This is a genomic window from Nocardiopsis sp. iso_237 (genome assembly GCF_056173345.1).
Genome location: NZ_CM149669.1, coordinates 3,162,400 through 3,176,329, shown reverse-complemented (window position 1 = coordinate 3,176,329; position 13,930 = coordinate 3,162,400). Strand labels below are relative to the sequence as shown.

The window sequence follows — 13,930 nt, the reverse complement described above, 5'->3', positions numbered from 1 at the left end:
TCGGCCCTCGACGACCCCTAGCGCGTGACTCGCGTTCGCGCGTTCCATCGCACCGCTACCGGTCTTCAATGGACGCGGTCGATTCTGGCCGACAGCGGGATCAACCGATCGGCGCCACCGGCGACGCGCAGGGTGACGGCGGACCGGTGATCCACATCGACCGAAGGGGCTGTTCCAATGAGACGGCGAGTCGTCATCACCGGGATCGGCGTCCGGGCGCCGGGCGGAGCGGGGACGAAGGAGTTCTGGGAGTTACTGACGGCGGGCCGCACGGCCACCCGTCGGATCTCGTTGTTCGACCCGTCCAACCACCGTTCCCAGGTCGCCGGGGAGTGCGACTTCGACCCCGCGTTCGAGGGCGTGTCACCGCGCGACCAGCGCAGACTGGACCGTGCGGCGCAGTTCGCCGTGGTGTGCGCGCTCGACGCGGTCGCCGACAGCGGACTCGACCCGCGGACCCTCGACCCCGGCCGGCTGGGGGTCAGCGTGGGTAGCGCCGTCGGCGCGGCCACCAGCCTCGAACGGGAGTACCTGGTCCTGTCCGACAGCGGGCGCCACTGGGTCATGGACGAGGACCACCTGTCACCGCACATGTTCGACTACCTGGTGCCCGCCGCGATGCCGCGTGAGGTCGCGTGGCGGGTCGGCGCCGAGGGACCGGTCACCATGATCTCCACCGGCTGCACGTCGGGGATCGACTCGGTGGCCCACGCCGCCGACATCATCCGCGAGGGCACGGCCACGGCGATGGTCGCCGGAGCGGCGGACACGCCGATCTCCCCGATCGTGGTGGCGTGCTTCGACGCCATCAAGGCGACCACGCCGCGCCTGGACGACCCCGAACACGCCTCGCGGCCCTTCGACGCCACCCGGAACGGGTTCGTGCTGGCCGAGGGCTCAGCCATGTTCGTGCTGGAGGAGTACGAGCACGCCCGCCGCCGGGGCGCCCTGATCTACGGGGAGATCTCCGGCTACGCCACGCGGTGCAACGCCCACCACATGACCGGTCTGCGCAAGGACGGCGCCGAGATGGCCGAGGCGATCACCACCGCGCTGGGCGAGGCCCGGCTCAACCCCGACGACATCGACTACGTGAACGCGCACGGGTCCGGCACCCTCCAGAACGACTGGCACGAGACCGCCGCGTTCAAACGCGGTCTCGGGCGGCACGCCTACCGGGTCCCGGTGAGCTCCATCAAGTCGATGGTCGGCCACTCCCTGGGGGCGATCGGGTCGATCGAGATCGCGGCCTCGGTGCTCGCGCTGACCCACGGGGTGGTGCCGCCGACGGCCAACCTGCGTGAACGGGATCCCGAGTGCGATCTGGACTACGTGCCGCTGGAGGCGCGGGACCAGCGGCTCGACGCGGTGCTCACGGTCGGCAGCGGGTTCGGCGGCTTCCAGAGCGCGATGGTGTTGAGCCGCCCGGAGGTGACCCGGTGAACGCGTCCACGGTGGTCGTCGGCATGGGTGCGGTCACCCCCAGCGGGGTCGGCACCGAGGAGCACTGGCTGTCCGTGTTGGAGGGGCGGACGAGCATCGGACCGGTGACCGGCTTCGACGCCGCACACCTCTCCGTGCGGTTGGCGGGGCAGATCCGGGACTTCGACGTGGAGGCCCGCCTGCCGAAGCGGCTGGTGCCGCAGACCGACCGGGTGACCCGGTTGGCGCTGGTCACCGCCGAGGCCGCGCTGGAGGACACCGGGCTCGACAACGCGGAGATGTCGGACTTCGACACGGGGGTGGTGCTGTCCAACGGCCAGGGCGGTTCGGAGTTCACCCACCGCGAGTTCAGCAAGCTGTGGAACCAGGGGCCGAAGCTGGTCAGCGTGTACGAGTCGTTCGCCTGGTTCTACGCGGCGAACACGGGTCAGATCTCCATCCGGCACGGGATGCGCGGACCGTGCGGCGTGCTGGTCGGCGAACAGGCCGGTGGTCTGGACGCGATCGGCCAGGGACGGCGCAACATCCGGCGCGGGGCACGCGTGATCGTCACCGGGGGCTTCGACTCCGCGTTCGACCCGTGGGGGTTCGTCTCCCAGTACTCGCACGGCCTGGTCAGCCGGGGCTCCGACCCTCGGAGCGCGTACCGCCCGTTCGACCGGGACGTGGACGGCTACGTGCCCGGCGAGGGCGGTGCGGCCCTGGTCCTGGAGGACGGACGGTCGGCGCGGGAGCGCGGCGTATCCGTCCTCGGCGAGGTTGCGGGCTACGCCGCCACCTTCGACCCGCGCCCCGGTTCAGACCGCCCGCCCGCTCTGCGCCGCGCGATCGAGTCGGCCCTGGCGGACGCGGGAGTCCCCACGGTGGACGTCGTGTTCGCGGACTCCGCGGGGCTGGCGGGGCCGGACCGGACCGAGGCGGAGGCGATCAGCGCGGTGCTGGGCCCGCGCCGGGTTCCGGTGACGGCGCCCAAAGCGGGCTTCGGCCGCCTCGGGGCGGGCGGCGGTCCGGTGGACGCCGTGACGGCGCTGCTGACCCTCAGGGACTCGGTGATCCCGCCGACGCCGCACACCGAGAACGTGCCCGACGACTACGGGATCGACCTGGTCACGGGCGCGCCCCGGGAGCGGGCCTGCGCGACCGCGCTGGTCATCGCCCGGGGCCACGGCGGCTTCAACTCCGCCCTCGTGCTCCGCCGGGCGGACGAGAACCGATGGTGATACGACATGGACGAGAGGATCCCTCGATGAGCAAGCTGACGGTGGACGACCTGTTCCAGTTCCTGGCGGAGGCGGCGGGCGACAGTGAGTCCGACCTGTCTCCGGGTGAGAGCCTGGACCACTCCTTCGAGGAACTCGGATACGACTCGCTGGCCCTGATGGAGACGGCGGCGCTGATCCAGCGCAGGTTCGGGGTCGTCCTCGACGACGAGCAGATCATGGACCTGCGGACCCCGCGCGCGATGGTCGACCTGGTGAACTCCACCCCGGCCGAGCGGGGGTGACGATGGACGCGCCGCGACCCCTGATCGTGGGCATCGGCGGCACGACGCGCGAGGGTTCCAGCACCGAGCGCGCGCTACGCTACGCCCTCGGTGTGGCCAACGAGCTCGACGCCGAGTCGCTCATGCTGGACGCGGCGGGGATCGACCTGCCCGCGTACCGTCCGGACACCGCGCGACGGGTACCCCGGGCACACCGCCTGATCGAGGCCCTGCGTGCGGCCGACGGCGTGCTGCTCGTCTCCCCCGCCTACCACGGGGGCATGTCCGGCCTGATGAAGAACGCCATGGACTACGCCGAGGACCTGCGCGACGATCCCCGCCCCTACCTCGACGAACGTGCCGTGGGGTGCGTGGCGACCGGGGCGGGCTGGCAGGCCCCGGCCGCCACGCTGGCCCAGATGCGCGCGATGACGCACGCGCTGCGCGCCTGGCCGACCCCGCTGGGCGTGGTCATCAACTCGTCCCTGCCGTGCTTCGACGACGCGGGCGTACCCGTCTCGCCCTATCGCGAACAGCTGGGCATCGTCGCGGGCCAGGTGGTCGGGTTCGCGCGGCGTCGGCTCGGGAGCCCGGTCCCCCACGCGAGCCCGACCTAGGACCCGCGAACGGGCCCGGGCCGCTCGGTGTCACCCGTGTGGCCCGGGCCCGTGGGCCCCTCCGGTCCGGTCACTCGGCGGGCCAGTGGACGCGCTGGGTGTAGGGTCCGGCGGAGAACTCGTGGCGCAGCATCGCGTGGGAGAGCGCCGCGTGCACGTCACGCCAGGTGCGCTGGAAGGGGTGCCCGTCGGCCTGGACGGACGTGCCGCCCTGCTCGAACATCCGGCGGGTGGCGTCCCGCACGAGGTCGGCCGCCTGGGTCGCGTCGCGGGCGGCGCGTACGACGTCCTCGTCGCTGAGGGAACCGGCGTCGGCGACCGCGCTCGTACGTTCGACGACCAGCCGGGCCGCGTCCAGCTCCGCCGACGACTTCGCCAGGACGTCGCGCAGACCGGGGTGCCGGGGAACCGGCAACCCGTCGCGCTTCTTGGGGCGCAGCTCCTCCGCCCACGCGGGCAGGGCCGCCAGGGCGGCGCCGAGCGCGGGGGCCACGAACAGCGGCGGCATGGCGCCCCGGACCGGGACCCGGTACGCGGCCCCCTCCGTGTGCGCGTTGTCGCCCTGGATCACGTTCCTCTGCGGACAGGTGAGGTGGTCGGGGACGAAGACGTCCTCGACCACGATCGTCCGGCTGCCGGTCCCCCGCATGCCCAGGGTGAACCAGGTGTCCTCGATCCGGTACCGGTCCTTCGGAACCGCGCAGAAGATCGGTTCGACGCCGGCCCCCCGCCGGGCCGGGACACAGACCAGGACCCACTGGGCGAAGTCCACGCCACTGACGAACCCCCACCGGCCGCTCACCCGCCAGCCGCCGGCCACCGGCACCGCGTCGCCGGACGGGGGCAGGGCCGACGCGAGCGGGACGTCCGGGCCGTCGGCCCAGAGGGTCCGCTGCCCCTCGTGCGGCAGGAAGGACGCGATCCGTCCGGAGGAGGCGAGGGTCAGCCCGCACCACGACGCGGAGGCGCACCCGCGCGCCACGGCGAGCAACGCTCCCAACAGGTCCGAGAACGAGGCCCCCTCGCCTCCGAAGGCCTTCGGCACCGACTGCCGGGGGAACCCGGCCGCCACCAGCCCCTGGACGACCCGGGGCGACAGGGCCCTGCGTGTGTCCGCCTCGGCGGCGTGCTCCCTCGCGAGGACGGCGAGGTCCTCTCCGGCCCCGGTCAGGCTGGTCGTGTCCTGCGCCCGCTCCAGCATTCCTGCCTCCCGTTCACGGTCTCTCCCGATGTGGGACGACGTTCGCACGGGGTCCTTGAAACGCGGTGGCGTCTCACTGCAACGCGCCTGTCCCGCCACGGCACCTCGGAGGCGGTCCGTTCCGGGGTCAGTCGGCCGACGGCCCGAGGCGGACCGGCAGGCCGCTCAGGGAGTTGGAGACGAACGACGGGACCGGGGTCAGTTCGTCCGGGTCGACAGCGAGCCGCAGGCCGGGGTGGCGGGCGAACAGGGCGGGCAGGGCCACGGCCGCCTCCATCCGGGCCAGGCGGGCGCCGAGGCAGAAGTGCGGTCCGCCGCCGAACGCCAGGTGTCTGCCGGGCGGACGCGTGACGTCGAACCGGTCGGCGCCCGGGCCGAACCGGGCCGGGTCACGGTTGACCCCGCTGAAAGGCGCCAGGATGGCCTCCCCGGCGGGGATCGTGACGCCGCCGACGGTGACGTCCTCCAGGGGGTACCGGGCCGGGAAGTTCCCGATGGGGGCGTCCCAGCGCAGGGTCTCCTCGATGGCCTCGGCCCAGAGCGCCCCGCCACGGACCAGGGCCAATTGCTCCGGGTGGGTGAGCAGCGCCTTGGTCGCGTTGACGATCAGCCCGAGCGTGGTCTCGTGGCCCGCGCCGATGAGCATCCACAGCGTGTCCTCCAGCTCCTCGTCGGTCAGGGCCGCGCCGTCCTCGGCGTTGACGGCGAGCAGCGCGCTGGTGAGATCGTCCGCGGGTTCGGCGCGCCGCATGCCGATGAGTCGGCCCCACAGCTCGTGGCGTTCGCGCTGGAGCGCCTCGGTCTCCTCTGCGGTCGTGTCGGCGCGCAGGACGCCGTCGACGAGCTCGCGGAACCGGGGCCACCACGGTTCGGGAACCCCGATCAGCTCGCAGATCACCCGCATGGGGAACGGGTAGGCGAAGTGCCGTCGCAGGTCGACCGAACCGTCGGGGTCGACCCGGCCGGGCAGGTCGTCCAGGAGTTCGGCCACGACCCGTTCGACGCGGGGTCGCAGGCGCGCCACCCGGCGCGGGGTGAAGGTGCGGGTCAGCGGTCGGCGCAGGCGCCTGTGCTCGGCGCCCTCGCGCGACATCACGCTGTTGATCCGGATCATGTTGAGCAGGGGCCAGTCCTCGGGGACCTCACCGTCCCGCAGCGCGCGCCAGTGGCGCCAGTCGCGGCTCACCCTGGGGTCGGTGACCAGGTCGGCGAGGAGGGCGTACTCGGTGACCAGCCACATGTGCACGCCGCCGGGGAGCACGGCGCGGACGACCGGCCCGAGCGCGCGTGTCCGCGCCGCCTCGCCGTGGTGGTCCTGACCCGAGGGGTCGATGCGGACAAGGGGAACGTCGGTGGCCGTCGCATCGGTCACGGTGGCATACCTCCTGGGGTCGGGGGCGCGCGGTGCGGCGCGCCTCGCGGAACGCGCTTCCGCGGCCGGCCCCTTCAGGCCGACTTCAACCCGGAATGCTCCTGCCCGACCCTTGAGGAACGGTAGCGCGAGAATGGAATTCGTCCTTTTCGACGCCATGATCCACGTCACCGAGAATTCCTGGTCATTCTGCCGAACCCACCCGCGTGACCTCGCGTCAGAACCCGTGTTCCCCGCCTTTCAGCATGCCCGGATATCCGCAACTGTCAATATTCAGAGCGATACAGCGCGTAGCGACGGGATCCTTTCTCATGAATTCCTCTCCCTTCCCCTCCGCCCCGGCGGACACCACTGGTACGCGGGTGGAGGTGACCCGGGCGTTGAGCCCCACCGAACGCTGGTACTGGGTCGCGGACCAGCTCTCCACCCTCAACGTCTGCGCCCGGGTCCGCGTCGAGGGCGACGTGGACCCCTCCGCCCTGCGCGGTGCGTTGGCCTCACTCCAGGCATGGCACCCCCTGCTCCGTGTGGCCGTCGCGACGGATCGGTCCGGGAACAACCCGCGCTTCCGGCCGACCGGCCGCCCCGTCCCGCTGCGCGAGGTACGCCCCTCCGGCGACGACGAGGACACGCGATGGCTGCAGGAGCTGGACGGGCACGAGCTCACCGCGCCGATCGACTGGCGCTCGGGGCCGCTCGCACGCGCCGTCGTCATCAGCCTGCCGAACGGGGTCCACGACCTGGTCATGACCGTCGCGCACTGCGTCGCGGACGGAACGACCCCGCTCGCACTGCTGCGTCGGTGGGTCCGGCTCGCCCTCGACCCGGCGGAGTCCGCCGCGACCGTCACGAGTCGCCCCGCCCCTCCCCCGGTGGAGTCCCTGTTCCCGGCGCACGGCGTCGGCATCTCCTCCGACGGCGTTCCGGTGGACGGAGCGGACCCGGGCGTACTCCAGCGCGCCGGGGGACGGTTGGAAGCCGAGCGCTTCGTACCGTTCGACCGCCGCCGGACCCGCCTGTCGCACCGGTCCCTGTCGGGCGAGGCGCTCACGGGCCTGACCCGGGCCTGTCGGCGGGAGGGCGTCACGGTGCACGGGGTGCTGGCGGCGGCGATGGTGTCCGCCGTGGCCCGCGACACAGCGGAACCCGCACCCGGGTACTTCACCATCGGCTCACCGATCGGGTTCCGGGACGACCTCGACCCGCCGGTGTCCGAGGACGAGGTCGGCGCCTACGTGTCGGCGCTTCCCTCGTCGGTCCGCTACGAGCCGGACTGCCTGTGGGAGATGGCCCGGACCATCAGCGGGGACCTCGCGGAGCGCAGGCGGCGCGGCGAGCACTTCGCCTCGGCCACCCTCCTGGAACACGGACCGGCCGGGGTCGCGGACAGCGAGCCCTTCGTCCGGTTCCTGGAGGAACACGGGCCGTTCAACTACTTCGTCTCCAACATCGGGAGATTCGACTTCCCCGACAGGGTGGGGGCGTGCCGGATCTCGGGGGCGCAGTTCGTCGGGGGCATCTCGGTGGTCGGCCACTTCGGCGCCTCGGTCAGCACGAGCCATGGCCGACTCACCATGAACTTCACCCACGTGGAGGGCGCGGTCTCCGCCGCGCGGGCCGAGCGCCTCGCCGACGACAGTGTCGACGCCGTGCTGGCGGCGGCGCTCGGCTGACGACCTCAGGGGGTGGCGGGAGGGAGGTTGTGGTTGTGCCGGAAGAGGTTGTCCGGGTCGTGGACGGCCTTGATCTCGGTGAGGCGCTGGTGGTCCTTCGGATCGTAGGCGGAGCTCACCCGCGCGGCGCCCTTCTCCCCGTTCATGAAGTTGAGGAACCCGCCCCCGGTGCCCCACGGGGCCACCGCCTCCAGCAGGCGCTCGTGAGCGGGTCGGATCTCCGTGATGTCGGCCCGCTCCAGCCGGGAGGCGACGTTGAGCAGGTAGCGCGCGTCACGGTTGCCGACGGCGTTGGCGACCTCCGGCGCCTGGGCGAGCCTTCCGCCCAGGTGGCGGAGCTCGACGATGTGCGGCACCGGCGCGTGCGGCCCGGCGAGGTCGAGCACCGCGCGCACCGCCGTGGCGTCGAGTTCGCCCAGCAGGGCGTTGCCCGCCTCGAAGGAGCCGGGGACGACGGGGTCGTTGTGGATCGACGCCCCTTCGGAGTAGGGCAGCTGGCGCAGGTTGTCGATCATCGGGCCGAGCGCGCGCAACGGCGCCACGATGAGCTCTCCGGCGTCGAGGTCGTCGTCGGAGTAGGCGACACGGACGTGGACGACGTGGCGGCCGCGCAGCGGTGCGGGGAGCGCGGGCACGTCGGGGAACGAGATCAGCGCGATGGAGGAGTTCATCGCGTCGGGCACGGTGGCGGTCCAGCGCAGGTAGGCCTCGAAGACCTCCGTGGCCGACTCCCCGGCGAAGAAGAGGCCGCCGCCGTAGATCGTGGAGACCGGGAAGAGGTCGATCTCCATGCCGGTCACCACGCCGAAGTTGTCCCGCCCGCCGCGCAGCGCCCAGAACAGGTCGGGGTCGGAGTCCGCGGTGACGTGGCGGAACCGGCCGTCAGCGGTGACGACGTCGAGGGCGCGTACGTGGTCCGCGGCGTAGCCGAAGCGTCTGGACAACAGGCCGATCCCGCCGCCGAGGGTGTAGGCCACCGCGTTCAACGCCGGGAGGGAACCGGACAGGGGCGCCAGTCCGACGGCGGCCGCCTCGTGGATGACCTGGTCCCACCGTGTCCCCGCGGCCACCCACGCGGTACCGGCTCCGGTGTCCACCCGGACACCGCTGATCCGCGTGGTGGTGATCAGCAGGCCGCCCTCGGCGGCGACGGCGGCCGAGGCGTGTCCGGTGCCCTGGACCGCGACCCCGAGCCCGTGGTCTCGCGCGAAGGACACCGCCGCCTGGACGTCCGCGGGTCCGGTCGCGCCCACGACCAGGTCGGGGCGGTGCTGGCGGGCCAGTTGGGAGCCGGCGCGCTCCTCGTCGTACCGGTCGTCCCCGGGGGCGAGCACCGGCCCGGCGACACGAGCAGTCAGGGCGTCGATCTCGGCGGGGTCGAGGGTGGTGGGCTGCGGGTCGGGACGAGTCATGTTCTTCCCTGCTGTGGGTGGTCGGTGCTCAGGATCGGCGCACGGGTCCGACCGCGCCGAACGCGACGTGCCGGGGGACGGACCCGCGGCGACTCCTACGACTCACGCTTTTCGGGGGGTGTCGGCCCCTCCCTTCAGGAGGGGACGCCTGAGCGAATTGGTAAGATCACCGTACTATCGGCACACCCAAGATTGTCAAGCACCTTGACTATATTGTCGGAGCGGGAGGGCCACCCGGAATGACGACGCGATCCGGGCAACCGGACGAGGAGACCGAGGCCCTGCCTCCACTTCCCAGCCTGCTCACGCGGGCCAAGGACGTAACGGTCGAACAACTCCACCGACGCCTCAACGAGCAGGGGTTCGAGGGCGTGCGCTACCGGCACGGCTCCGTCTTCCGGTTCATCGACCCGGAGGGATCACGGCTGACCTCGCTCGCCGAGCGCTCCGGCCTCACCAAACAGGCCATCGGCGAGATCGTCGCGGAACTCGAACGGGACGGCTACGTCGAGCGGACGGCCGACCCCGCCGACCGTCGGGCCAAGATCATCCGTCTGACCGAACGGGGCCGCCGGGGGCAGGCCGCCGCCGCCGACATCCTCCGGGACCTGGAGGAGCGGTGGGCGCACCGGCTCGGCCAGGAGCGGATCACGGCGCTGCGCCGGACGCTCGCGGAGATCATCGACCTCGACTCCTGACCCCCGCGCTCAGTCCACCGGCACCGCGCGGTGGTGGCGGCCGATGGGGAGCATCAACGGCTTCCCCGAGGTGGGGTCCGTGATGATCTGGCTCTCCATGCCGAACACCACCCGCACCGTCTCCGGGGTGAGCACCCGCTCCGGCGGACCCGCCGCGTGGAGCGAGCCCCCGGCCAGCGCGATCAGGTGGTCGGCGTAGCGCGCCGCCAGGTTGAGGTCGTGCAGGACCAGCACGACCGTGGTCCCGCGCGAGGCGTTGAGGTCGGTGAGCAGGTCCAGAACCTCCACCTGGTGGCTGACGTCCAGGAACGTGGTCGGTTCGTCCAACAGGAGCAGGTCCGTGCGCTGGGCCAGCGCCATGGCGATCCACACCCGCTGGCGCTGTCCGCCGGAGAGCTCGTCCACGGGCCGGTCCGCGAGCTCCACCGTCCTCGTCGCCTCCAGGGCCTCCGCGACCGCCTCGTCGTCCTCCCTGCTCCAGCGGGTGAACAACCGCTGGTGGGGGTGGCGTCCCCGGCCCACGAGGTCGCTCACCGTGATGCCCTCCGGGGCCACCGGTGACTGCGGGAGCAGGCCCAGGGTCCGGGCGACCTCCTTGGGCTGCATGCGGTGGACCTCCCGGCCGTCCAGCAGGACCCGGCCGGAGCGCGGCGCCAGCAGCCGCGACATCGAGCGCAGCAGGGTGGACTTGCCGCAGGCGTTGGCGCCGACGATCGCGGTGATCCGGCCGGGCGGCACGGCCAGGTCCAGGGAGTCGATGACGTCGCGGTCCTTGTACCCGAGCGTCAGGTCCTCGACGAGGAGCGAGTGGTCCGTGGTCACAGGGAGCCTCCCACGCGGTTGCTGCGGATGATGAGGTAGACGAGGTAGGGGGCACCGAGCACACCGGTGACGACCCCGACCGGGAAGCGGGTCCCGAAGGCGAACTGGCCGCAGAAGTCCGCGACCAGGACCAGGAGCGCGCCCACCAGGGCGGAGGGCACCAGCAGGGAGCCGTCCGAACCCACCAGGCGGGCGGCGATCGGCCCGGCCAGGAAGGCCACGAAGGCGATCGGCCCGGACGCGGCGGTGGCGAAGGCGATGAGCCCGACCGCTCCGACCACCGCCAGGAGCCGGGTGCGGTCCACCCGTACACCCAGGGCCGAGGCGGTGTCGTCACCCAGCTGGAGGGCGGACAGGTTCCCGGCCTGACCCAGGAGCACCGGCGCGATGAGCACCAGCGCGACGACGACCGGCACCGTCGCTCCCCACCCGGCGCCGTTGAGGCTGCCGGTGAGCCAGCGCATCGCCTCCTGGTGGTCCCAGGTGGCCGCGCGGTCGAGGATGTAGGAGGTGATGCTGTGGAGCATGGCCGCGACGCCGATACCGATGAGGATGAGCCGGGTGCCCGAGACCCCGTCCTTGTACGACAGCAGGTAGATGACCATGGCCACGCCGAGTCCGGCGACGATCGCGAAGACGGACACTCCGGCCCCGTCCAGGGAGAGCACCACGATCGCGAAGGTCGCTGCCGCGCTCGCCCCGGCGCTGATACCGATGATGTCCGGGCTGGCCAGGGGGTTGCGGAGCATGGTCTGGAAGGTGACCCCGGCCAGCCCGAAGCACGCCCCGGCGGCGATCGCGAGCACGGCGCGGGGCAGGCGGAGCCGACCGACCGTGAACGAGGCGCCGGGGACGTCCTGGCCGAGCACGACCCGCGCGACGTCACCGGGCGGGTAGAAGGTCTGCCCCACCATGAGGGTGACGGCGAAGCCGACCACGAGCAGGACGGCGAGGACGACGATCACGGTGTGCCGTCGGCGCGCCCGGCGCGCGCGACCGCGCGTGACGGTCTCGACGGTGGAGATGGTCACAGGGAACGAACCTTCTGACGTCGGACGATGTAGATGAAGAAGGGGGCGCCGACCAGCGCGGTCACGATCCCCACATCGATCTGTCCCGGGCGGGCCACGACGCGGCCGACGACGTCGGCGGCGGTCAGCAGGGCGGCGCCGGTCAGGGCCGAGAACGGCAGCAGCCAGCGGTGGTCGACCCCCACGAGGAGGCGGCACACGTGGGGGATCACCAGTCCGACGAACCCGATCGGACCGGTGACGGCGGTGCTGGCGCCGCACAGCACGACGGAGCCGACCGAGGCGGTGACCCGCGAGATCGCGACGCGTTCACCCAGGCCCGCCGCGAGGTCGTCGCCCAGTGCCAGCAGGTTGAGGCCACGGGCGGAGAGCAGACACACGACGAACCCGACCACGAGGAAGGGCAGCACGTGGGAGAGGGTCGCGAACGTGCCACCGCCCACGCCGCCGATCTGCCAGGAGCGGACCCCGTCGGCGATGTCGTTGCGGGGCAGCACGACGGCGCTGATGAACGAGGACAGCGCGGCGGAGGTGGCCGCACCGGCCAGGGCCAGCTTCAGCGGACTCGCTCCGCCCCGGCCCAGAGAGCCGATGACGTGCACGAACAGGGCCGTGACGGCCGCGCCGACGATTCCGGCCCAGATGAATCCGGTGGCCGTGGCCAGGCCGAGGTAGGCCATACCGATGACGACGGCCAGCGAGGCGCCCATGTTCACGCCCAGGATCCCGGGGTCGGCCAGGGGGTTGCGGGTCACGCCCTGCATGACCGCGCCGGAGACCCCGAGCGCCGCGCCCACGAGCACGGCGAGCAGGGTCCGGGGGATGCGCTTGGCCACGGCGGCCTCGTTGAAGCCCTCGGCCGATCCGCCGAAGGCCGCCACGATGTCGGCCCACTGGACGTCGCGCGATCCGACCGAGACTGAGAGGAACATCAGGACCAGCAGGACCGCGAGGACCACGAGGAGCCAGAGGGGCCTGCCCCGGCGTGGGGGCCGCACGGTGGCGGCCCCCACATCGGTGGGTGACTGTTGGGTGATCACTGCGCCCCGTCAGCGGCCTCGGCCAGGAGCGACAGGTAGTCGTCGAGGATCCACGAGATCGACAGCGGGGTCGGGTTCGCGGCGGTGCCGAGCGGGCTGTCGCCGGGCAGGTTGACCACGGCCGAGTTCTCGACGGCGGGCATCTGCGACAGCAGCGGGTCGCCCTCCAGCGCCTCGACCAGCTCCTCGCCGCCGTAGGTGACGATGACCTCGACGTCGTCGAAGGCGTCGGCCTGCTCGGCGCTGTGGGTGAGGGAGAACTGGTCGGTCTCGGCGGAGGCGGTGGCCACGCTCTCCGGGGTGGCCATCCCGATGTCCTCGAAGAACAGCGCGCGGGTGTCGTGGGTGGTGTAGAAGCTGACCTCGCTGAGGTCGGTGGTGTCCACGTGCGTCATGAACATCGCCGCAGCGCCCTCGATCTGCGGGTACTCGGCGACCGCGGCGTCGATCTCGGCCTCCAGGTCCGCGATGAGCTCGGTGCCCTCGTCGGCCTTGCCGATGGCGGCGCTGTTGAGCTCGATGGTGTCGCGCCAGGAGGTGCCCCATGCGGTCTCCGGGTAAGCGACGACGGGGGCGATCTCGCTGAGGGTGTCGTAGTCCTCCTGGGTCAGGCCGGAGTACGCGGCGAGGATGACGTCGGGCTGGGTGTCGGCGACGGCCTCGAAGTCGATGCCGTCGGTCTCGTCGAAGAGGACGGGGGTCTCGGCGTCCAGTTCCTCGAGCTTCTCCTCGACCCACGGGAGCACGCCGTTGTCGTCGTCGTCACCGAAGGTGGCGGCGGCCATGCCGACCGGGACGACGCCCAGGGCGAGCGGGACCTCGTGGTTGGCCCAGTTGACCGTGGCGACCCGTTCCGGCTCGGAGTCGATGGTGGTCGTACCGAGGGCGTGCTCGACGGTGACGGGGGTCCAGTCACCGGAGGAGGCCTCGCTCTCCCCGGAGGGCGAGGAGGAGCACGCGGCGAGGGTGAGGGGGATGAGTGCGGCGGTGGCGATCGCGGCCAGCCGTGGGGCGCGGGTCATGGTGTCCTTCCGGTGGTGACCAACCCCGGAAACCGGGAGTTAGGTTTGCCTAACCGAATTTAGGGTGCACTCAGTTGGTTCGCAATCGCTCGAAAGGGACATCGAACCTCGCGGAA

At 72.2% G+C, this 13,930-nt stretch carries 13 protein-coding genes; 6 read left to right on the top strand and 7 right to left on the bottom strand.

Translation table 11 applies throughout. The features are described from left to right. Positions 1-177 precede the first annotated feature (177 nt). The 4 genes from AC0VYM_RS14540 to AC0VYM_RS14525 are packed head-to-tail and all read left to right on the top strand — an operon-like array spanning position 178 to position 3,543. The gene (locus AC0VYM_RS14540; RefSeq protein ID WP_475462812.1) at positions 178-1,443 is read left to right on the top strand and encodes a beta-ketoacyl-[acyl-carrier-protein] synthase family protein; all 1,266 of its coding nucleotides are present in this window, start codon (positions 178-180) and stop codon (positions 1,441-1,443) included. Then, complete coding sequence (locus AC0VYM_RS14535; RefSeq protein WP_475462811.1) at positions 1,440-2,663, top strand: ketosynthase chain-length factor; 1,224 nt, start codon at positions 1,440-1,442, stop codon at positions 2,661-2,663. The genes AC0VYM_RS14540 and AC0VYM_RS14535 overlap by 4 nt, the downstream gene beginning before the upstream one ends. Positions 2,664-2,689: 26 nt before the next feature. Next, entirely contained in the window at positions 2,690-2,947 is a 258-nt protein-coding gene (locus tag AC0VYM_RS14530) for an acyl carrier protein (RefSeq protein WP_475462810.1), read from the top strand. Positions 2,948-2,949: 2 nt separating this feature from the next. Continuing rightward, positions 2,950-3,543 carry an NADPH-dependent FMN reductase gene (locus tag AC0VYM_RS14525; RefSeq protein WP_475462809.1) on the top strand — a complete coding sequence of 198 codons (594 nt, stop codon included), beginning with the start codon at positions 2,950-2,952 and terminating at the stop codon, positions 3,541-3,543. A gap of 70 nt (positions 3,544-3,613) precedes the next feature. Here the strand turns inward: AC0VYM_RS14525 and AC0VYM_RS14520 are convergent, their stop codons facing one another. Together AC0VYM_RS14520 and AC0VYM_RS14515 are read right to left on the bottom strand one after the other, a co-directional pair. Next, positions 3,614-4,744 carry an acyl-CoA dehydrogenase family protein gene (locus tag AC0VYM_RS14520; RefSeq protein ID WP_475462808.1) on the bottom strand — a complete coding sequence of 377 codons (1,131 nt, stop codon included), beginning with the start codon at positions 4,742-4,744 and terminating at the stop codon, positions 3,614-3,616. Between the two features lie 127 nt (positions 4,745-4,871). Beyond that, positions 4,872-6,116: a cytochrome P450 family protein gene (locus tag AC0VYM_RS14515; RefSeq protein ID WP_475462807.1), complete on the bottom strand. Its 1,245-nt coding sequence runs from the start codon at positions 6,114-6,116 to the stop codon at positions 4,872-4,874. 380 nt (positions 6,117-6,496) lie between these two features. On the opposite strand from AC0VYM_RS14515, the gene AC0VYM_RS14510 reads away from it, so the two are divergent. After that, entirely contained in the window at positions 6,497-7,789 is a 1,293-nt protein-coding gene (locus AC0VYM_RS14510) for a phthiocerol/phthiodiolone dimycocerosyl transferase family protein (protein WP_475462806.1), read from the top strand. A 5-nt stretch (positions 7,790-7,794) separates the two neighbouring features. Here the strand turns inward: AC0VYM_RS14510 and AC0VYM_RS14505 are convergent, their stop codons facing one another. Further along, positions 7,795-9,201 (bottom strand): FAD-binding oxidoreductase, encoded by a 1,407-nt coding sequence (locus AC0VYM_RS14505; RefSeq protein ID WP_475462805.1) that lies wholly within the window; start codon positions 9,199-9,201, stop codon positions 7,795-7,797. 239 nt (positions 9,202-9,440) lie between these two features. On the opposite strand from AC0VYM_RS14505, the gene AC0VYM_RS14500 reads away from it, so the two are divergent. Next, positions 9,441-9,899, top strand: coding sequence for a MarR family winged helix-turn-helix transcriptional regulator (locus AC0VYM_RS14500; protein WP_475462804.1), 459 nt, complete (start codon positions 9,441-9,443; stop codon positions 9,897-9,899). Positions 9,900-9,908: 9 nt separating this feature from the next. Here the strand turns inward: AC0VYM_RS14500 and AC0VYM_RS14495 are convergent, their stop codons facing one another. The 4 genes from AC0VYM_RS14495 to AC0VYM_RS14480 are packed head-to-tail and all read right to left on the bottom strand — an operon-like array spanning position 9,909 to position 13,814. Further along, positions 9,909-10,721 (bottom strand): ABC transporter ATP-binding protein, encoded by an 813-nt coding sequence (locus AC0VYM_RS14495; protein WP_475462803.1) that lies wholly within the window; start codon positions 10,719-10,721, stop codon positions 9,909-9,911. After that, positions 10,718-11,752: a FecCD family ABC transporter permease gene (locus AC0VYM_RS14490; protein ID WP_475462802.1), complete on the bottom strand. Its 1,035-nt coding sequence runs from the start codon at positions 11,750-11,752 to the stop codon at positions 10,718-10,720. The genes AC0VYM_RS14495 and AC0VYM_RS14490 overlap by 4 nt, the downstream gene beginning before the upstream one ends. Next, a complete protein-coding gene (locus AC0VYM_RS14485; RefSeq protein ID WP_475462801.1) occupies positions 11,749-12,792 on the bottom strand; it encodes a FecCD family ABC transporter permease in 1,044 nt (347 codons plus the stop codon). The genes AC0VYM_RS14490 and AC0VYM_RS14485 overlap by 4 nt, the downstream gene beginning before the upstream one ends. Beyond that, the gene (locus AC0VYM_RS14480) at positions 12,789-13,814 is read right to left on the bottom strand and encodes an iron-siderophore ABC transporter substrate-binding protein (protein ID WP_475462800.1); all 1,026 of its coding nucleotides are present in this window, start codon (positions 13,812-13,814) and stop codon (positions 12,789-12,791) included. The genes AC0VYM_RS14485 and AC0VYM_RS14480 overlap by 4 nt, the downstream gene beginning before the upstream one ends. Between the last annotated feature and the right edge of the window lie 116 nt (positions 13,815-13,930).